We start from the raw sequence: 19,854 nt of genomic DNA, 5'->3' as shown, positions 1-19,854 counted from the left end.
TGGCTAGTTTCCGTGTAGCTTCTTATCATGATCAACTCAACTTATAAATTTCAGCCGTTGGCGTGTGGAATTCTTCCGTTCATGCATCTTTTAACTATTGAATTCGTTTATCTACGAATCTTTCGTAATTTGCTGTCTTAGAAACCAATTGTTCCCGATGTACCGTAGAAATCTATTCCTGACAATCGCACTCTGTATGATTTGCTTCACCGCTGCTACCGCCCAGCAGCGAACGGAGATGAAAGGCACCGTGGCGGACTCCGCCAGTAAAGAATTCCTGGAAATGGCCACCATTACCGCCCAGGATCCTAAAGACAGTAGTCTTATCACTTATACCCTTTCCGACAAAAAAGGCGCATTCCGCTTAACGGGCCTCCCCGCCAACAAGCCCATCCGCATCCTTATTTCCTACACCGGCTACCGCACCTGGATTAAAACCCTTGGAACAGACCGTGGTACCGACCTTGGGAGCATCCCTCTTGCAATGGCAGCAAAGGAACTGGGTGTGGTAGAAATTGCAGGTAACCGGCCGCCGATCAGTATCAGGAAAGACACGATTGAGTTTAACGCCGATGCCTTCAAGACCCGGCCCAACGCCGTACTGGAAGAGCTGCTGAAAAAGCTGCCCGGGGTGGATATAGACCCCGAAGGCAAGATCACGGTAAACGGGAAGGCAGTTTCAAGAATATTGGTTGATGGCAGGGAGTTCTTTGGGAACGACCCAAAAATCGCCCTTAAGAACCTCCCTACGCACATCGTGGACAAGGTGCAGGTGGTAGACACCAAAACCAAGCAGGAAGCAAAAATGGGCATAGAAAAGGACGGGGAAGACAGAACCATCAACTTCACCCTGAAGCCCGATAAGAAGAGGGGCCTTTTTGGTAGGATCACCGGAGGATATGGTACCGATGAAAGATACGATGCCAGCGGTATGCTCAGTTTCTTCAACGGGCCCCGCCAGATCAGCGTCATCGCTTCCTCCAACAACCTCAACAGGATGGGCTTTACCATGAATGAAGTGGTAGCAGCAAATCCCATGCGGGGTGGCGGCATGTCCATATCCATGGGAGGCAGCGGAGGAATGAGCGTAAATGGCCTGAGCTTCGGAGGCGGAGGCGATGGTATCCGCACCACCTCCATGGCAGGCGTGAACTATAATGATGAATGGGCCAAAGACCTGAAGTCGAACACCAGCTACCAATGGAACAACACCAACTCAAAATTCAACACGATATCCGAGAACCGCTATAACGATGGCCGCAGCATCCTCGGCAACCGCGACGGCTACAGCCGTAACCAGACGCATAGCCTGAACCTGAACCTCGAATATGCGCTGGACTCCGTAACCACCATGACCATCAATCCCCGGTACAACAATACCCGCCAGAGTTCTAATACCAGCAGTATTGAAACTACCTTCCGGGATTTAGAAGATAAAGCGAACGAACGCAATGGCCGCAATATTTCCAGAGATGAGCAAACCAATTTCGGGATGGATGTAAATGTGATGCGCATCCTGAACAAGAAAGGCAGAAGCATCGGCATAAGACTGAACGGTAATTTCGGAGACAATACCGGCAATGCTTTCAACTATTCCGACCAGCAGTTCTTCGTCAATAACCTGCTGGATTCTACCAGCGTACTGGATCAGCGCAGTATCACTTCCGCTAAAAGGGAAAACTACGAAGCCGGCATCACCTATGTACACCCCATTAATGACAATTGGAGACTGAATGCCGGATACAGCTTCCGACATGACATCAATAACTCGCGCCGCGAAACTTTCAACTTCGATGAAGACCTGAAAGGCTATTCCGACCTCGACAGCCTGTACTCCAACAAGTTCAATAACAAAACTACCTCTCATCAACCCAACCTTAACTTCCAGTACAGTAACAAGAAGAAGACGTTCCATGCTACCATCGGCGGTGGTATGATCTATAATACCCTTGAAAACATTTCGTTTTACGACAAGCGGGAGTTCAGGCAGGAGCAAACCAATTTCAACCCTAACACCCGCATCAGCTATACGTTGCCGAATAAAGCACAGCTCTCGTTCTCCTACAACGGTAATACCCAGCAGCCTTCTATTGAACAGATGCAGCCCGTGCCAGATAACAGCAACCCGCTGAGCGTACGCATCGGTAATCCGAATCTGAAAACATCTTATTCACAGATGTTCTCGATCAACTTCAACAAGTTTTCTCCCAAGGGCTACGGCATCTTCTCCAATATTGGCTTCCGCCCTACTACCAATCAGTTCTCCACCATTACTAAAGTGAATGCAAACGGCAGCCAGTCTACCCAAACCATCAACGTAAACGGTGCGTATAACATGAATGGCCATGTGAATGCCAGCTACAATAAAGTGAAAAAAGATTACCAGTTCCGCGTGAATGGGGGTGGTTTCGTCAGCTATTCCAACAACGTTAACTTCTCGAACATCAACAACAAGCGGGGCGATACGGCAGTGTATAAAAACATCAGTAAAAACCTCAGTGTCAGTCCCAATTTCAATACTTCGTTTTCCTGGAAAGAGCTGCTGGACGTGACAGTAGGCTACCGCCCTTCCTACAGCCAGGTTACCAACAACCGTACAAATGTAAAAACCACCAACTTCACCCAGCGGGTATCAGTTGGCGGTACACTGTACTGGCCCAAGAACTTCTTTGTGGAAAACGATTTCTCCTATAACTACAACGCCAACATCGCTCCCGGTTTCAAAAAGGGCATTGCCCTCTACCATGCTGCAGTGGGTTACGAATTCATGAAGAAGGCTGCCAACGTTAAGCTGTATGCTTACGACATCTTCCATCAGAACTCGAACATCCGCCGCACCGTTTCCGAACTGGGTACATTCGATACCCGGACCAATATGGTGGATCAGTACTTTATGCTGTCGCTCACCTATAACTTCAACAAGTTCGGCGCTAAAAACCCCAGCAACCGCCGCAGGGATGGTAACCGTATGATGGATTTCTTCTTCTAGCCTTCCGCCCTTCTAACATAAAAAGGCCGCCTGTTATGGGCGGCCTTTTTAATTGCGGTTAGTGAATTCCTTATGATAAAGGGAAATACAATTTTCTTTGGGGCTTTGATAATCCGGTGTAGTGTTTCCGGGAACGCTGCTCTACCGGCCGGTTGTATAATGTCTTTGTTCGCAGAAACAAGGCAGCAATTGAAGAGCTGACAGACGTATCACCTTTCAAATCACGAATTTCGAACTGCGAACCAAGATGCAGCCCAATACATTCCTACGCCTTTGCAATGCCCGCCCTCGGAAACAACACAACGAAAGCAGCGCCCTTTCCTTCCTCGGATTTCACTTCCAACGATATCTCATGATGCTTCGCGATGGAAGACACGATCGACAATCCTAATCCCACACCTTCGCCTGCCCCGATTTTGCGGAACCGCCCGAAAATGGCTTCCAGCGAATCCTCAGGTATACCGATCCCCGAGTCTTCCACAGTAATGGAATAACTGCCGTCGTCCGCTAAAGAATCGCGGATCCAAATGCTGCCTCCCGGGCGGTTATAACGGATGGCATTATTGACCAGGTTATGGAAGAGCTGGAAGATCAGGTCCCGGTTCATGTCCACCGCCACAGCTCCGTTCACCCTTAAATGGAATCGCAACTGTTTTTCTTCCAACCGGTGCCCCAATTCCTCCATCACCTCTTTAAGTAACTCCGACAGCGGGAACTGATCCTCCCGCGGGAACTGGTCGTTCTCAATGCGTGAGATCAGTAGCAGCGATTGCACGATTTTTCGGAGCCGGTGAACGGTGTTCATCATTGCTCCCAGTTTTTGCTGCGTTTGGTCTCCTACCGATTCGTCCATCATGAGGTTCTCGATCTTATGCTGAAGGATACTGATGGGTGTCAACAGCTCGTGCGAAGCATTGGCGGTGAACTCCCGCTCTTTGTCAAAAGCCTCCCTTACCTTATCCATAAGCCCGGACAGGGAATCGTCCAGATACCGGAAATCGGCAGTGGTCGTTTTAACTTTCGGCGCATCGTCTTTGAAAGGGAATTTTCGCGCGAGGAGCTGGTTGCGAATGATGTCTCCCAATGGCCTCAGCAGGATACGTGTGTAAATAAGGTCCAGGATAATTGTTGTGAAGAGCAATCCTGCCAGCAGGTAAATAGCCATTTTCTGCAAAGGACGGTTGTATTGTCCGATGGAAGCCGCCGTTTTGCCGACTTCCAACATATACGTTGCTCCTTCATAAGTAAACAGATGGGTAAGCACCCGGTATGTCAGCGTGTCGTTTTCCACCACCCGGCGCAATGTAGCGATGGTATCACCTGCATTACGCCGGTCTGTCGGTTCCAGGGAAATATACTCTTCTTTCAGCATCGTATAGCTGCCATAATCCCTTTCGCCGGCCAGGTAATATTCCAGGCCATTCTTCCCGATCACGTTCAATACTTTCTTCTTCTGTTCCTGAAGGTAGTAATCGTTGTACTGAAAGGCGATCCTTTCTACAAGGAAAGGCAGCGCCAAAACGAACAAGGTCACGATGCCCAGTTTGGACAACGTAATGAACAATGTAAGCTTAGTGCGCAACCTCATGATCAGACACAGATTTTATAGCCGATATTCCGGATGGTCTGCAACCATTCTGTCGATGCCTTCGCAGCAAGTTTCTTCCGGATATTCTTGATATGTACGTCGATGTAATTGGAGTCGTAGTCTTCGCCGGCGTAGCTCCCCCAGATATGTTCGCTCAATTGCATCCGGGTGATGGGACGGTTCTTATGCAGCAACAGGTAACTCAATACATCTGTCTCCTTTTTAGACAATGGCACCGCCGTTCCTTCATGCAACACCTGCCCGCTTCCCAAATCCATCTGGAACTCCCCCAGCGATACCAGTTTCTCGCGCAGCCCGTATTTACGGCGTATAACCGCCTGCATACGCGCGTGCAGCTCCGGCAACGAAAACGGCTTCGGCAGGTAATCGTCCGCACCCAGGTCAAGCCCCCGGATCCGGTCTTCCACCTGGCCCCGGGCCGACAAAATGATGCATGACAAATCGGGCATGTCTTTCTTGGCTTCGTACAACAGCGCCAACCCGTCTTTATCAGGCAACCCAAGGTCGAGCAGCAGGAAATCATAGCTATTGTCTTCCAACTTGAGAAGCGCTTGTGCAGCCGTATAAGCGATGTCGCAATGGTACCTCGATTGCCGCAGGAATTGTTCCATCTCCCGGGCAATCAATACCTCGTCTTCAACGATCAATACTTTCGTCATATCAAAATTGATAATAAACACTGCATCCGAAAAAATGATTCGTCCTTCCTCCTCCCACCTGTGCCGCTTTTCCAAGCACTGAAGCCTGGTAAGCAGCCTCGATCATATAATGTGCACGGGTGTAGGACAATGGGATACGCAACGAGTACGACAACATATCGAACCGCGTAGATTCAACCGTTGAGACGGAAGAAGAGCTTCCTCCCGCAGGTATACCGGGTATGACCGGCAATGGAATCCCCAACACACTGTCACGGTAACGCTTCTCCGTTACATAAGTATCGTAAAAATGCTGGGTTCCGCCCGTGATGTCGATAGAAGGTGTAACGGCCAGCAGATCTTTTCCTGCGGCGAAGCTTCCCAGCCGGATCAGTTTCTCCGTGGAAAAAGTCACGAACACGTCTTGCTCCTTTCCGAAATTATAATCTACGTTGATTGCCGACGTGGCCCAATATTCATACTGCAGGGAAGCTCCCGCGTTATCAGGGCTCGCTGCCTGTAACAGGGGAGAATTTTCCGGGTAAAAGGCATGACTGTAGCTCAGGTCGGCCGACCATTTCTTTCCGAGTTTAAAAGCATACCCTACGCCCAGGCTCCCCGCAGATACTGCCGAGGTACTGTCATCCAACAACCGGTACGCCATGCCCGTAAAGTAAAATCCGCTGCGCATTTTCAGTTGCGCGACGCCTGCAATGTAAGGAGCCCTTACTTCCGCCTTCTGCCCATAATAACTCGCGTCGCTCATCCCCGTCAACGCCAGCGTTAGCGTCAGCGCCGGAGATTTGACGTCCGAACTGTCTTGCGCGCGTGCGGAAATCCCCGTCAACCATATCGATATGGCTAGTATGCATAAGTTTTTCATATGGTTACTTTTCTAACCGACCACCCTGATCACCCTCCGGATCGCTCCCGGCCGGATGATCCGGACCGGCTTCACCGGCATCGGCGCCGGTACGGCTATAGGTTTTATTTTTCTTCTCGATTTTGGCACTTCCTTTATAATGTCTGGCAATGGCGCCGTTTTGACTTCCTGCAATGGCACCGTTTTGCTTTCCGGGATCTGCGGATTTTTCTCCCCCGGTTTACTGGCAGCCGGGATCGAATCTAACGGTGTATTGGTATGCAACGGCCCGCTTCGTCCGAAAGCAGGACGAAACAAACCGATGAACACAATCATTAAACATGTGGGAACTAATAACCTCCGCATCTGGGTAAAAATAACAGGTCTATGCCGTTTTTTAAGACTGCATAAACCTGCTGAGGTTTAATTTTACAATATGCTGATACGCCCGGCGGTAATGCTCTTCACCTGGGCTCTTACCGGAGAAACGTTGATTTTCATCACATTACTTACGTTTCCGGCCGTATTTATTTTTACCGGCGCCGTACCTTTTAACGAGCCATTCACAAGCCCATTCGCCTCTGCAATCGGCTTCTGCACCATCTCTACTCCACCATCTAAAACGCCTGACACCTGCTGCGGCACCTGTCCGCCTTTCGAATTGCTTTCCAACAGTGCCCCGGCCTCTGTCGCGGAACGCAGTTCGCCACCAACGGATCCAACGGCAGCCGAAGCCTCCTGCTTCACCTGCACCGCCGCATTTACCGAAGATTCCGCGCCTGCAGCCGCCTGACTAACCGCATCAGCACCCGCCTCCTTCACCGCCGAAATCTCACCTTTCACTGACTCTACGCCACTTTTCACCTCTTTCAACACCGGCCGTGTATCTACACTGGCACTTTGCTCCGTCTTTACACCTGACTTCGAAGCGGCCTTCACATCTCCCGGCACCGACACTGATTTTTCGGCCGAATGCTCGGCCTGCACCGATGTACCCGCTTTCACACCTTGTTTTTCCGCACGTACTTCCCCACCGGCACGAACCACCGCCTGCTGCCTGGAAGTAACCTGCTGCGCCGATGCGGCTGAAGCCATTGCAATAAATACCGCAAAGAATACTTTTCCTTTCGTTTTCATAAATGTCGATTGATGGTTAAAATTTGATGTTATCCATGCAAACATAAATCGACAAGATGAAGCGAAAATGAAAAATGGGAAGAAGCTATTTTTTCAGCGCCTTTTCCTTCAAACGCAATGCCAGCTGCGCTTCAAAAAGACTGCGCGGCTGCACTTCCTTACCGGGCAGCTCGTTGCGGCCTTCGTTCTTAAAACGAATGTCCCTGTCTGCACGGAAGCCAACAAATACAGGCTGCGCGAAGGTATGATTCTTCCGCTTCTGCAAGTCCCAGAAATCATAGGTAAAGTCCCAGGTAGAGCGGTGGTAGAAATTCCAGAATACGAGATCGCGCCCATGATGCGGGAAGCCCGGCTGCGGCCCGCCTATATTACGGAATACACCGCCACGGATATCATCGAACAGGGTGGCGTAAGGCTGGCCGGAGTGACTGTCTATATTCTGATCTACCGCCATTTTACATTGTGTAACTACGGTATTAACGCCAGTATAGCCGGTTCCCGGGCCATGGTGAGATGAAGTAAATTCACACATCTTCACCAGCACACCATACCCCGATCGGGCATGCACCGTGCTGTGCCCGCCCTTACCACCAAAGGTGTTATGGATAAGCGTGATGCGGTACCCTGCACGGATGAACACGCCTTCATTCCAGTCATTGAACGTACAGGAACGTATCCACGAATCCTTCACATATTCCATGGCCACAGCACACCATCCGGCATCGTGGATACTGTCTTTATGATGCACAAACTCTTCCGGATAGCTGTTCCAGTTTCCGGTGAAACGGATATGCTCAATTCCGCATTCTTCCAGCGCTTCGTAGCTTTCCAGTATAAAGTCGTGCCCTTCCACCGGCTCAATGGGGATGTGCAGGGGATTGATAAAGCGGACGCGGTTACCTTTCACTTCAGCGATGGTATGGATCTCCTGGATGTTCATACCACCGTTGTTACCAAAGAGGCGGGTCCAGTCTTTATGCAACTCCTGCGGAGCAAAGTACCTGCGGGTGAAGGCTTCGCTTTTATGGCGGAGGGTAACATCCTGTCCGGCTTTGAGGGCCGATGCATCTGCGACGGTTACCCAATGCCCGCCGCTTTCTGCCTTACCGGTAATAACGGCGAGGCGCTTAGTAGTACGATGTTCCGGCTCAAAGCGGAACTGCCGGGTACCGATCCTCATGTTAGTGGCAAAGATCTCGGTACCACCCTCCCCGCTGCCGGCGCCCTGCAGTACGATGCCGGACTTTTGGATGGTGATCTTTTTGGACTTGTCGTTGTCCGGACATATGAGAAAGCGCCCTGCGGGGAAGCGTACCACGCCACCGCCCGGGTTTGCCTCTGCGGCACGGATGGCAGCCTGAATAGCCGCATCATCATACCCCTCATCGTTTGGCTTAGCGCCATAGTCCGTAACATTGAACTGCTTTTTCGCTGCCGGATCGGGCAGCTTCTTTTCCGAGAAATGATACCCTGCATAGGAGAAATCGGGCAGGGTGCTGGTTTTGCCTTCGCGGTATGCGGAGGCATACGCTTTCCAGAGTGGCGCTTCCTGCGCAAGGACCGTCGTTCCCGCAATAAGGCATGCGGCGATGGCGTAGCTAATTTTCATCGTGGATAATTTCCGTAATACTACCGGTTTTTGCCGGTAGAAAATGATAGTAATTTGATCTACAGATATCTTTCTTTCACCACCTCCATGTGATGGATGGCATGGCCAAGGGTGATATAAGCCAGTGCGCGGACGCTAACGGACTTACCGCTGGCTATTCCGGTGCGGGAAAGCTCCTCTTCGTTGAGGCTGCGGAAGAATATATCGGATGCATTACGGACAAACTGGAATTCCTCCACCATATCGTTCCAATCGCGGTGCTCGGTACGTGCCACTTCTGCAAATTCGTTTTCATCGAAGCTGGGCAGCTCGTTAGCATCTTTCCGGGCAAAGTTCAGGGCACGGTAGGCAAACACCCGCTCCGCATCGATGATATGCTGCAATACCTGCTTAACGGTCCATTTATCGGGAGCATAAGCAAAAGTTCTCCGAACAACAGGAACTTTTTTGAGGAATGCCAGCATAGCGGCAGTGTGTTTACGGAATGCAGGGATAAGATCTTCTTCGGGTACTTTGCTGATATATGTATCGTAATACCCGGCGTACTCGGTGGGTAAGGGTCTGGGCATAGTGGCTAATTTAGCATGGAAGTTAAGGCAAAATAGTGTCATCTGCGGCAGATGAATTATATTTATAACGATCAATTAAAAGACATGTCTAAACCAATGTTGGCCCTCATCGGGGCCATGATGGCGTTTTCCGCCGTTTTCGCCCAACAGGAGCACGAGCCCTCCTGGCTGCAGGAAAATTACAACAAACAGGAAGTACAGATCCCCATGCGCGATGGTACCAAACTGTTCACCGTGGTGTTCTCTCCCAAAAATACCCCGGGCAAACACCCCATCCTCCTCGAGCGCTCTCCTTACAGTTGTGCACCTTACGGCAGCGGCACATTTCCTAAAATGCGCGCCAGCTTTGCCCATTACCTCCGCAAAGGATACATCATCGTGAAACAGGATGTTCGCGGCCGCTGGATGAGCGAAGGCAAATTCACGGATGTAAGGCCTTATAACCCTGCTCCCGCTAAAAACGAAACCGATGAATCTACCGACACTTACGATACCATCGACTGGCTGGTGAAAAACGTAACCGATAACAACGGTAACGTCGGCGTTTCCGGTATCAGCTACCCCGGTTTTTATTCCACCATGGCATCCCTGAGCCATCACCCCGCACTGAAAGCCGTAAGTCCACAGGCACCGGTGACAGACTGGTTCATTGGCGACGACTTCCACCACAACGGTGCTTTCATGCTGAATGACGCGTTCGATTTCTACAGCGGGTTCGGCAAGCCGCGCCCCTATCCTACCACGGTTGGGCCCACCGGCTACCCTTACACCAACATGGATAATTACAATTTCTTCCTCGAAGCAGGCACCCTTCCGCAGATCGCAAAGCTGATGGGTGACAGCATCGCATTCTGGAAAGATCTCTATAGCCATCCCAACTACGACGCCTGGTGGAAAGCACGTAACGTGCGCCCCCATCTGAAGCAGCTGCGCCCCGCCATGCTGGTAGTAGGCGGTACCTTTGATGCCGAAGACTGCTTTGGCGCATGGGCCACCTATCAGGCCATCGAAAAGCAGAACCCCGGGATCAGTAACCGTATTGTGATGGGGCCATGGTATCACGGGCAGTGGTCTACCGATGACGGTAAATACCTCGGCAACGTACAGTTCGGCGCCAATACCGCCGAATGGTACCAGGAGCATATTGAGCATCCGTTCTTCGACCAGCACCTCCTTGGCGCGCCTGAAAAGGACATTGCCGAAGCTACCGTCTTCTTCACCGGAGAAAATCAGTGGCGTACCTTCGGCCAATGGCCCGCTGCCGGCGTACAGGAGAAAGCCATTTACCTTCAGCCCGGCGGAAAGATGCAGTACAGCAAGCCCGCCTCCGGCAAAGCCTACAGCCGTTATACCAGCGATCCTTCCAGGCCGGTACCTTACACGGAGGATGTACATCATACCCGTACCATCAGTTATATGACAGACGATCAGCGCTTTGCCGCCCGCAGGCCCGATGTGCTGGTGTTCCAGACCGATACGCTCACGGAAGACCTGACCCTTGCAGGCCCCGTAATAGCCGACCTGCTGGTGAGCCTTACTACTACCGATGCCGACTTCGTGGTGAAAGTGATCGATGTATTCCCTGACGGATTCAGCTATGGAGGAGCCGCCGCTCCTACTGCTCATTCCCGCTACATATCCTCCACCTACCCCATGGGAGGCTACCAGATGCTGGTGAGGGGCGAAGTGATGCGTGGCAAATACCGTGAAAACTTCGCGCAGCCGGTTCCCTTTGTACCTGGTAAAGTGACGCCCGTGAAGTTCACCCTGCCCGATGTGGCGCATACCTTCAAAAAGGGCCACCGGTTGATGATCCAGATCCAAAGCAGCTGGTTTCCGCTGGCAGACAGGAATCCGCAGATATTTACGGATATTTACAAAGCAAAACCGGAAGACTTCACCCCGTCAGACATCAGCATATGGCACAACAACACCCATGCTTCGCGGATAATACTGCCGGTACTCAGCAAATAAATCATCCACCACGTTTAAAATACGCAACTATGAAAGCATTGCTCACAGCATTCCTATCTGTCCTGCTTATGGCAGGGTACGCACAATCCGGCGTGAACGGCGCCTGGGTTTATACGCCTGAAGTTCCCAGTGATACCACGGCCATCCTCCTCATTCAGGACGATTACTTCTCCGTCACCCACTTCACTCCCACTGCATTTATCGGCACCTTCGGCGGTACCAATAAAACCGAAGAAGGGAAAATGACAAGTACGTTTGAGTTCTCGAGTATGGACAAAGAAATGATAGGCCAGACGCAGGTAGTGACCTATCAGCATAACGGCGACCAACTGTCAGTAACCCTCCCCGACGGTATGGTGCTCCGCTGGAAAAGGGCACCCAGCACAGCGAACGACCTTGCCGGTACCTGGCGCATCACCGGGCGTATGAACGAAGGGAAGTTCTCGGAAATGAAGCCCGGTCCGCGTAAAACATTGAAAGTACTTACCGGAGGCCGCTTCCAGTGGATAGCCATGAATACCGAAACGAAGGAATTCTTCGGTACCGGCGGCGGATCCTATACGTTCGAAAATGGTAAATACACTGAAAATATCGAGTTCTTTTCCCGCGATAATAACCGGGTAGGGAAAGCGGTACAGTTTGATGCGAAGGTGGAAGACGGGAAATGGCACCACAGCGGTAAAAGCACCGCCGGAGACCCCCTGAACGAAATCTGGAGCCGGATAAAATAATTGGTTATATTGCGCTACAAATTTTATGTATCTGTATGATTTCCAGAAAAAGCCTGTTTATCTGTGTGCTGAGCTTAATGAGCGTACAAGCCGCCTATAGCCAAAGAAAAAAGAAGAAAGGCCCGGAAGTTCCGCCGCCGCTGACTATGGTTACCACACTCGACTCCGTTTCCTACACCATCGGGAACGATATGGGCGAGATGCTGAAAAAGCAGGGGCTCGACTCCATCAACCTGAAGCTCTTCTTCAAGGCCATTGAAGACATCTATAAAGGCGATTCCGCCATGATTACCACTGAAAAGGGTATGGGCGTGGTGAGCAATTATCTGCAAAAGATAAAGCTCGAAAAAGCCGCTAAGAATAAAGCCGCAGGTGAGCAGTTCCTTGCTGCCAATAAAACCAAAGAAGGTATCAACACTACCGCCAGCGGGCTGCAATACCAGGTGCTGACCAACGGCTCCGGTGCAAAGCCTTCCCTGCAGGATAAAGTGAAAGTACATTACCGCGGCACTTTGATTGACGGTACTGTATTCGACAGCTCCATCGATCGTGGTGAGCCTATCGTATTACCGCTCAACGGTGTCATCAAAGGCTGGACAGAAGCCCTGCAGCTGATGACCGTAGGCTCCAAATGGAAACTCTTCATCCCTTCCGACCTTGCCTACGGCGAGCGTCAGGCAGGTGCGAAGATCTCTCCCAACAGCGCACTCGTATTCGATGTGGAGCTGCTGGAAATCGTGAAAGAATAATCTGAAGAAGGAAGTTTATAACCCGCAAGGCTGATCATGTAATGGTCAGCCTTTTTTTGTCGGGCTTCCACCGGTAAAAGCAAAAGCCGCCTGTATGCAGGCGGCTTTTGCTATGGAAACGAATACCGGATGTTATTGAACAAGCTTCGTCAATACCTCACCCATCTTCTCTTTCTCGTAATAGTTCAGGAGTGCGGCGATCTTACCTTGCCTATCCACAATGATCAGGTAAGGGATCGTGTTGATGTTCAGCATTGCCCTGACGCCTTCCCCTGATTTGAATGCGCCTTCGGCCAGCACCTGCGTCCATTCCATATGCAGGCCTTCCATCGCGCCTTTCCACTTCTCTGTACTCTCGTCTACCGAAACGCTGACGAACACTACATTCTTATCTTTGAAGTTATTGTAATGTTCACGCAATTTGGGAACGAAAGCGATGCAGGGAGGGCACCAGCTTGCCCAGAAGTCGAGCACTACATACTTACCGGCCATATCGCTCATTTTGAACGGTTTGCCGCTGGGATCCACCAGTTTGAGCACAGGAGGAAAAGGCACGCCGGGCGCTACTTTCCTAAGTGCTTCCACCCTTTTCATAAACAACTGGCCATTGGGGGAGATTTTATCAGAAATAGTCAGCAGTTTCTCCACTGCTTCCACATCGCTTTTCTCCCTGATGAATGAATACGCTATCCATGCGCTGAATTCATCGCCTACGTTTTGCTGCAGGTACTCCATTGGGCTCATACCGCTGCTGGAAAAGGCCCAGTACTGCCCGTTCATCTTCCCACCTTTCACCTTGTCGGTACCCAGTGTTTCAAAGCTGCAGTTCACTTCATATTCAGCGTTCTCCAAAAGCATCCGCACCAGCTTGGTGCTGATCCTGAGGTTTACCAGTTGCGGCCGGTCAATATGGCCGGCGTAAGTGAATTCCCCGTTCACGATCTTTACTTTTTCAGGGAAAGGCATGGCTCCCAGATCGAGTTTGCTCAATCCCTGTACTTCAACATAACCGTTGAGAATTCCGGTTACTTTTCCTTTGATGACGAAGCCGTCTGCACCAAAGCAGCAAACCGGCAGCATCAACGGCAATAATATTTGTATGATGCGTTTCATGTTATAATTTTTTTATGGAATGAAACAGGCAACAGTTGTATTACTGTTGCCTGCAGGAAATGGTTATTTGAGTTTTTCTTCGAGCAGCTTCATCAGCGTTTCATCAGACAGATCGTTGGCTACTACCTTTCCATCCGGATCAATCAACACATTAGACGGAATGGCTTTCACTCCAAACTTTGCAGAAACCGGTTCTCCCCAGCCCCTGAGGTGAGATACGTTCACCCAGTTCAGCTCATATTTGGCGATGGCTTTTTCCCATCCTTCACGTTTGGAGTCCAGCGATACGCCTACGAAAACCAGGTTTTTATCCTTGTATTTCTCCTGTAACTTCTTCACTTCCGGTATTTTGCGGAGGCAGGGACCGCACCAGCTGGCCCAGAAATCGATAAATACATATTTGCCTTTGAAATCGGACAACTTCACGATTTTGCCGGATACGTCAGGGATTTCAAAATCCGGAGCGGCGGCGCCGTTCGCTATCTTACCGGGAATATTCACGGCAGCGCCCTCTCCTATCGATAATGTAACGCCAAGCGGATCTACTTTACCGGGGTACTTATGCCGCATGAGAATACGCTGGGATTTCGCGTGATCGCCCAGCTTGTTGTACATGGAGTCGAAGAATTGCCTGTCCCTGCCGAAGTATACCGTCATAATATACCCGCACACACCTGAATTGGGATTTTTAGTCATCCATTCCTTCAACCTGTCTTTCATCCGCTTATCCACTACCCCTGCTTCCTTCAATATTGTATCGCATGCTTCTTCGTCACCGATAGCTCTTGCCTCACCATATTTCTTTTGCAATGCGGCCAGCAACTTGCCGTCGCCGGTGAAGGGATCTGTGAGTTTGCTAACTTCCTGCCATTCCTTCACATACGGGGCACCGGAAAAAGTTGCGTCATCAAAATTGCGGCCTTTGCCTTTGATATCCATTTTCCCGTCTTCGAGATAAACTACGGCAGCATCTTTCTCTGCCACATGCCCGATCTGCATGATATACATGCTGCCCCCCTTTTGCATTGGCATGCGCATCTGGAATCGGTGGTTCTTAACGATGCCCATCGCAGTGTCTCCGGAAAAAGGTTCGTACAGGTAAACGGTATCCCCATTTCTCGTCTGCTCAAGGTGAGCTGTTACCACCGCGGCCGGTTCTGGCGGTTCGTTTATAAATTTCACCCGCTTGTCCTGCGCCAATGCGGTAATGCTGCCCAGGCACAGGAGGCCTGCAATTACTTTCTTCATGGTTAATTCATTAAGTGAACGGAAGTATTATTGTTTGTTGATGGTTGCTTTAGTAGCTGGTGCAGGGTTGGCGATCATGTCTTCCAGAATGGTAACCGTTTCGGCGATATACACATCTTTCGAAATCCTTTCCAGCCAATCCTTGTTTACTTTCTCGCGTTCCGCATCGTTGCGGAAAGCAGGGTTGATTTCACGATCGGTGCTCAGTACCACCTGTAATCTTTGGCCGGCAGGTAACTCCCGCAGCGACTGGATTTTTTTGACCTCGCCGTACCATTGGCGGTGCTGCTCCTTATAAGTATCAAGATCCAGGGCTGCAGGCTTTGCCAGTTGCTCCCTCAGCCGGTGGCTGGCTGCTTCCACACTGGTGAACACCGGGCTGTTGGCAATACGAGCCTTCGCCTTACGGATCACGGTTTCATATTCAATGATGGGAATTGCAGGCGTTATCGCCGGTACGGCTACACTATCATAAGGCATTACGGAAGGATAGTCTTTTTCCATCACCGACTGTGTATACATGGCCGTTTGCAGCACGATGTCGGAGCTAACGCCTTTCAGTTGGGTAGATGCGCCGGAGGCACGGTAAAATTTATCCATCGTAAGGCGCAAGGTTCCATAACGCACATTCTGAATGCCTTTAGCTGTATCGCCCATTTTACCCAAATTCTGCATTTGCTGGGCGGTACCCTTACCGAAAGTGGTGGCGGTGCCTATAATCAACCCTCTCCTGTAGTCCTGTATGGCTGCAGCAAAGATCTCTGAAGCCGATGCGCTGTGCTCATCCACCATCACGGTCAATGGCCCCGTATACATGACTTCTTCGTTGTTTACGCCGTAACGGTTCAAAACGGTCCGGCCTTTCAACCAGGATATGGCCGATTTAGGGATGAAGTACCCGCACATACGTACCACTTCATCCAGCGATCCACCGGGGTTGCCGCGAAGGTCTATGATTAGGCCTTCCACTTCTTCCTGCCGCAGGCGCGACAGTTCCCGGAACACATCGTTTGCGGCGCCACCTTTTTTACCGGTAGCATCGATATAAAAGTCGTTCAGCCTGATCAGCCCGAACTTCTTCCCGTCCTTTTCTATCACCACGCTTTTCGCCTTGTTTTCCGTATCCACGATCTCTTCGCGCTTTACGGTTACCGTACGGGCCTGCTCTCCGGGTTGCTGCAACTCCATCTTTACGGTGCTTCCTTTCTCCCCGCGGATCATATTTACGACAGCGCTGTTGGAAATACCGCTTACCGGCTGCAACCTGCCCTTTTCGTCACCGATCGAGAGAATATGGTCGCTTTCTTTGATCAGGCCGCTCATGTAGGCCGGTCCTCCCGGTAGCAGGCGCTTCACATAGAATTCACCGTCTTTGATCTCCAGCTCTATGCCAAGGCCGAAATACCGCTTGTTCAGCATTTCAGTCAGTGCACGGTCCTGCGGACCGGAAAATCCCGTATGCGCATCAAATTCCAGGGCCACAGCGTTCAGGTACAGGTCAAACTTTTCCGCTACGCCGCGTTGCGTGCGCAATACACGGAACGCTTCATCAAAATACTTCTTCACCTTCCCGCGTGCTTTTACTTCGGTTTCTGTACTGAAGCCTTTAGCCAGTGCGTTGCTGTCTGCAGCAACGGCGATATCCATATAGTTTTTCAGCACGTGCCAGGTCAGCAGTTTCCGCCAAAGCTCTTTACGTTCGCCCTTCGTGGCGGAAAACGGTTCTTCCTTCCGGATGTGCTTTACTGTTTCTTTCTTACTGAAGGTAAAAGGCTGCGCGATCAACGCATTATAGTCAGCTTCCACTTCAGCGATGCGTTTGGCATATATCTGCAGGATCGCTTCGAAGAATGCAGGGTCTGCCTTCAGCAACTGGTCGTCTATCTGTGTACGGTATTGTTCCAGCAGTTTAATGTCTTCCTGCAGGAACACATCGCTGTTGGGGTCCAGCGTGTGGATGTAGCGCTTCCAGACGTTGATGGAAAAAGTATCGTTCAACGCTCTGGGCTGATAGTGCTTCTGTTGCACCCTGTCCAGCATAGACCTGATGGCGGCACTGCGGAATGCCGGGATGGCTTTCGGATCTTCCGGCGACTGCGCAATGGCTCCAACACTTGCCAACAGGGCGTAGGCGGTCATTAAGAGGGGTTTCCCTCTTTTAAATTGCTTCATATGTAAATGCTTTAATTCGGAATAATCAGTTGTTAAACAGGCGAAAGGAGAACTAAATAGGGTGATTCATGAACAGGAAAAAATGATGAATGACGGCGATCAGAATTTATTCCCCAGTTCCTGCGGGTCGAATCCGAACTCGGATTTGAAATAATTGACTACGATACCGTATTTCCGCTTGAAAAGACCTTTACTGTCTATTGCAGGCCGGAAGTAAGCATTCTCTATTTCTGCTTTCGGCCTCGTCATCATTGCCTGCAGATAGCCCAGGAAATCAGTAGTTACGTTGAGGTTCGGGCCTACCGGTTCAATGATGCCGCATTGATTTTTCTGAAGGGTTGTATTAATCGTAAGGTAATCATATCCTGCAGGCATGCTGATCAGGAATTCGTTCGGTACATGCAGTGAAGTGGCGCGGTACGCCCGGTCCAGGTAAGCGCGAACCATATTTACGCGGAAAGCCTTCAATTGTGCGGGAGTGGCCAGTTGCATGAGCGTACTGTCTGCCCACCCGATGGTAAGACTGGCATGTGTGGCATCATACCCGGTTACACTGCGGGTAGCTCCTGCGCCGATATAGGAAGCCAGCAATATCTTGTATGGCATGGTGCGTTTCAGAAACGGCTCAGGGAAAAAATTGATGATATTATCGTACACCGCACGCAATACCGGACTGATGTAAACCGGATTGGCGTTGAATGCACTGTCGGCTTTCCGGATGATGTAGCCGTAACCATAATCGCCCTGGGTAAAGCGGTACAGAATATAAGTTTTGTATTGATTGTAGCAGGCCATGATCGAATCGTCGTAGCTGCTGTTGCCCTGCGGCAGCAGGTTCACCGTTGCAGGTGTTGAAGGCGTGAGCGCAGCTTCTTTGTTGCAGGCGATCAAAATAGTTGCAGAAAGTATCAGGAAATATATTCGCATAAAACTTCTTTTTGACTGTTTAACTGGATTTATCGCGGCATGCGGGTGCCGTTATACTGGGGGTTCTGCGTAAGCGCCGGGTTGCGGCTCATAACCTGGTCGGTCAATGGTAGCACATACATTTTATCCCTTGCCTCCAGCCGGAATATTTTCGTAGTGGAAGCATCCGGCCGGTAAATGTGTTCTATGGCCGGCATGCCATAACGCCTCAGATCGAACCAGCGGTGCATTTCTTCGAGGAACAATTCGCGGCGGCGCTCCTCACGGCACATTTCCAGCAATTGAGCAGCCGGCACGAGCGTCCAGTTCTGAAATGCCGCACTTGCTATACGAAAGGAGCGGAGCGTGTTCAGGCTGCTCAGCGCCTCGTTGGCCGCATTTGCTTCGCCAGTGGTTTTATACTTCTGGATATATGCTTCCGCCCTGTTGAGATACACCTCTGCTATCCGCCAGGAGGGTGCGTTCTGATAGGGCACCGCAAGGTTGGTGGCATACTTTTGCTGGGAAAAATCCGGGGCTATATAGGGTTTCAGCTCAGGCGGATTGACGAACATTCCTATTTGCTTCCGTAAGTCGGACGCTTCAAAGGTATTAACCAGGTTATGCGACAGATCGAACGTTTGCGCGAACAGTGCTGGCGCTTTCTCTTTTTCCGATCCATATGTCCAAACCGTTTCTACATTGTTGATCCCCAATACCGGCTTGTTAACCGGATCGGGCACGGTTCCCCAGGCATTCAGATCCATGAGGCCGGCTTGATACGCCAACACCTCGTCTGCATGTGCAATAGCTTTGTCCCACTTTTCTTCGTAGAGGTAAACGCGGCTGGCCAGTAAGTTCGCCGCCAGGTAATTCATGCGCGTTTTATCCCTGATCCCTTTGTAATCGCTCAGCAAAGAAATAGCGCTGTCCAGATCGTGCTCTATCAGTTCGTACACTTCCTTTACGGTATTGCGTGCAGGGAATGTTTCCGACAGGTCGGCTGTTGTCCTGATGGGGATTCCCGGCATTTTATCGGGTGTAGTGGTGGAATCATTATATGGAGCTGCATACAGGTTCACCAGCATGAAGTGATAGAACGCCCTGAGCGCATATGCCTCTCCTTTGATCCGGCGCCTGTCTGCCTCGTTGCCCTTTGCCCCGTCTATATATTCAATCACCACATTCGCACCCAGGATCGTGCGGTAATAGACGATCCATGCGTTAAAATTGTAGTTGGACGATAGCGTCAATGCAAGCTCCGGGTAATTAGGCTGCCATTGGAATATGGGCGCCGCGATATCTGCCACGCCGGGAATGCCGATCGCGGAGGAATAATAGGCTTCCACATCATCGTCCAGGTAAACCGCCCAACTTTGGAGAGGCCCCAATCGTTCCGGATACCCGTCTGAAAAAAGTATCTCCCCGTAATGTTCGGTTGTTTCCGGAACTATGTCTGATTGCGCTCTTTCACTCAGAAACTTCTTACAGGATACCAGGCAACATGCTGCCGCAACGATTAAAATCAATTTCTTCATACAATATCAA

15 protein-coding genes are annotated in these 19,854 nt (G+C 50.6%); 4 read left to right on the top strand and 11 right to left on the bottom strand.

What is annotated here, in order from left to right; genetic code table 11:
- Window positions 1-196: 196 nt before the first annotated feature.
- Window positions 197-2,989, top strand: a complete 2,793-nt coding sequence (locus DEV76_RS13945) for a TonB-dependent receptor (RefSeq protein ID WP_198652061.1) — start codon at window positions 197-199, stop codon at window positions 2,987-2,989.
- Between the two features lie 265 nt (window positions 2,990-3,254).
- Here the strand turns inward: DEV76_RS13945 and DEV76_RS13940 are convergent, their stop codons facing one another.
- The 6 genes from DEV76_RS13940 to DEV76_RS13910 all read right to left on the bottom strand — a co-directional run bounded on the left by DEV76_RS13940 (window position 3,255) and on the right by DEV76_RS13910 (window position 9,413).
- Window positions 3,255-4,577 (bottom strand): sensor histidine kinase, encoded by a 1,323-nt coding sequence (locus DEV76_RS13940; protein WP_109698525.1) that lies wholly within the window; start codon window positions 4,575-4,577, stop codon window positions 3,255-3,257.
- Window positions 4,578-4,579: 2 nt separating this feature from the next.
- Complete coding sequence (locus DEV76_RS13935) at window positions 4,580-5,257, bottom strand: response regulator transcription factor (protein ID WP_109698524.1); 678 nt, start codon at window positions 5,255-5,257, stop codon at window positions 4,580-4,582.
- A gap of 1 nt (window position 5,258) precedes the next feature.
- The gene (locus tag DEV76_RS13930) at window positions 5,259-6,119 is read right to left on the bottom strand and encodes a hypothetical protein (RefSeq protein WP_157962890.1); all 861 of its coding nucleotides are present in this window, start codon (window positions 6,117-6,119) and stop codon (window positions 5,259-5,261) included.
- Window positions 6,120-6,527: 408 nt separating this feature from the next.
- A complete protein-coding gene (locus DEV76_RS13920) occupies window positions 6,528-7,235 on the bottom strand; it encodes a hypothetical protein (protein WP_109698521.1) in 708 nt (235 codons plus the stop codon).
- Between the two features lie 85 nt (window positions 7,236-7,320).
- Complete coding sequence (locus DEV76_RS13915; RefSeq protein WP_109698520.1) at window positions 7,321-8,844, bottom strand: DUF4955 domain-containing protein; 1,524 nt, start codon at window positions 8,842-8,844, stop codon at window positions 7,321-7,323.
- A gap of 59 nt (window positions 8,845-8,903) precedes the next feature.
- Window positions 8,904-9,413 (bottom strand): DinB family protein, encoded by a 510-nt coding sequence (locus DEV76_RS13910; RefSeq protein WP_157962889.1) that lies wholly within the window; start codon window positions 9,411-9,413, stop codon window positions 8,904-8,906.
- A gap of 84 nt (window positions 9,414-9,497) precedes the next feature.
- Between DEV76_RS13910 and DEV76_RS13905 the strand changes: the two genes are divergently transcribed.
- Genes DEV76_RS13905 through DEV76_RS13895 form a run of 3 tightly spaced genes read left to right on the top strand, consistent with a single transcriptional unit; the run spans window position 9,498 to window position 12,867 of the window.
- Entirely contained in the window at window positions 9,498-11,387 is a 1,890-nt protein-coding gene (locus DEV76_RS13905; protein WP_109698518.1) for a CocE/NonD family hydrolase, read from the top strand.
- 29 nt (window positions 11,388-11,416) lie between these two features.
- Window positions 11,417-12,118 (top strand): membrane or secreted protein, encoded by a 702-nt coding sequence (locus DEV76_RS13900; protein WP_157962888.1) that lies wholly within the window; start codon window positions 11,417-11,419, stop codon window positions 12,116-12,118.
- Between the two features lie 35 nt (window positions 12,119-12,153).
- Window positions 12,154-12,867, top strand: coding sequence for an FKBP-type peptidyl-prolyl cis-trans isomerase (locus tag DEV76_RS13895; protein ID WP_198652060.1), 714 nt, complete (start codon window positions 12,154-12,156; stop codon window positions 12,865-12,867).
- Between the two features lie 132 nt (window positions 12,868-12,999).
- Here the strand turns inward: DEV76_RS13895 and DEV76_RS13890 are convergent, their stop codons facing one another.
- The 5 genes from DEV76_RS13890 to DEV76_RS13870 all read right to left on the bottom strand — a co-directional run bounded on the left by DEV76_RS13890 (window position 13,000) and on the right by DEV76_RS13870 (window position 19,844).
- Window positions 13,000-13,980, bottom strand: coding sequence for a TlpA disulfide reductase family protein (locus DEV76_RS13890; RefSeq protein WP_109698516.1), 981 nt, complete (start codon window positions 13,978-13,980; stop codon window positions 13,000-13,002).
- A gap of 63 nt (window positions 13,981-14,043) precedes the next feature.
- Window positions 14,044-15,228: a TlpA family protein disulfide reductase gene (locus tag DEV76_RS13885; RefSeq protein WP_109698515.1), complete on the bottom strand. Its 1,185-nt coding sequence runs from the start codon at window positions 15,226-15,228 to the stop codon at window positions 14,044-14,046.
- A 27-nt stretch (window positions 15,229-15,255) separates the two neighbouring features.
- The gene (locus DEV76_RS13880; RefSeq protein ID WP_109698514.1) at window positions 15,256-17,400 is read right to left on the bottom strand and encodes a carboxy terminal-processing peptidase; all 2,145 of its coding nucleotides are present in this window, start codon (window positions 17,398-17,400) and stop codon (window positions 15,256-15,258) included.
- Window positions 17,401-17,499: 99 nt separating this feature from the next.
- The gene (locus DEV76_RS13875; RefSeq protein WP_157962887.1) at window positions 17,500-18,327 is read right to left on the bottom strand and encodes a hypothetical protein; all 828 of its coding nucleotides are present in this window, start codon (window positions 18,325-18,327) and stop codon (window positions 17,500-17,502) included.
- Window positions 18,328-18,356: 29 nt separating this feature from the next.
- A complete protein-coding gene (locus DEV76_RS13870) occupies window positions 18,357-19,844 on the bottom strand; it encodes a RagB/SusD family nutrient uptake outer membrane protein (RefSeq protein WP_109698512.1) in 1,488 nt (495 codons plus the stop codon).
- Window positions 19,845-19,854: the final 10 nt, after the last annotated feature.

The sequence above is a fragment of the Chitinophaga deserti genome (genome assembly GCF_003149455.1).
Taxonomy (GTDB): Bacteria; Bacteroidota; Bacteroidia; order Chitinophagales; family Chitinophagaceae; genus Chitinophaga; species Chitinophaga deserti.
The sequence above is the reverse complement of the archived record's forward strand: the minus strand, read 5'-3'. Positions and strand labels throughout refer to the sequence as shown.

Bases quoted from the DNA above. Each gene is read 5' to 3' on its own strand.
- DEV76_RS13945 (WP_198652061.1), top strand. From the start codon at position 197: ATGATTTGCTTCACCGCTGCTACCGCCCAGCAGCGAACGGAGATGAAA.
- DEV76_RS13940 (WP_109698525.1), bottom strand. From the start codon at position 4,577: ATGAGGTTGCGCACTAAGCTTACATTGTTCATTACGTTGTCCAAACTG.
- DEV76_RS13935 (WP_109698524.1), bottom strand. From the start codon at position 5,257: ATGACGAAAGTATTGATCGTTGAAGACGAGGTATTGATTGCCCGGGAG.
- DEV76_RS13930 (WP_157962890.1), bottom strand. From the start codon at position 6,119: ATGAAAAACTTATGCATACTAGCCATATCGATATGGTTGACGGGGATT.
- DEV76_RS13920 (WP_109698521.1), bottom strand. From the start codon at position 7,235: ATGAAAACGAAAGGAAAAGTATTCTTTGCGGTATTTATTGCAATGGCT.
- DEV76_RS13915 (WP_109698520.1), bottom strand. From the start codon at position 8,844: ATGAAAATTAGCTACGCCATCGCCGCATGCCTTATTGCGGGAACGACG.
- DEV76_RS13910 (WP_157962889.1), bottom strand. From the start codon at position 9,413: ATGCCCAGACCCTTACCCACCGAGTACGCCGGGTATTACGATACATAT.
- DEV76_RS13905 (WP_109698518.1), top strand. From the start codon at position 9,498: ATGTCTAAACCAATGTTGGCCCTCATCGGGGCCATGATGGCGTTTTCC.
- DEV76_RS13900 (WP_157962888.1), top strand. From the start codon at position 11,417: ATGAAAGCATTGCTCACAGCATTCCTATCTGTCCTGCTTATGGCAGGG.
- DEV76_RS13895 (WP_198652060.1), top strand. From the start codon at position 12,154: ATGATTTCCAGAAAAAGCCTGTTTATCTGTGTGCTGAGCTTAATGAGC.
- DEV76_RS13890 (WP_109698516.1), bottom strand. From the start codon at position 13,980: ATGAAACGCATCATACAAATATTATTGCCGTTGATGCTGCCGGTTTGC.
- DEV76_RS13885 (WP_109698515.1), bottom strand. From the start codon at position 15,228: ATGAAGAAAGTAATTGCAGGCCTCCTGTGCCTGGGCAGCATTACCGCA.
- DEV76_RS13880 (WP_109698514.1), bottom strand. From the start codon at position 17,400: ATGAAGCAATTTAAAAGAGGGAAACCCCTCTTAATGACCGCCTACGCC.
- DEV76_RS13875 (WP_157962887.1), bottom strand. From the start codon at position 18,327: ATGCGAATATATTTCCTGATACTTTCTGCAACTATTTTGATCGCCTGC.
- DEV76_RS13870 (WP_109698512.1), bottom strand. From the start codon at position 19,844: ATGAAGAAATTGATTTTAATCGTTGCGGCAGCATGTTGCCTGGTATCC.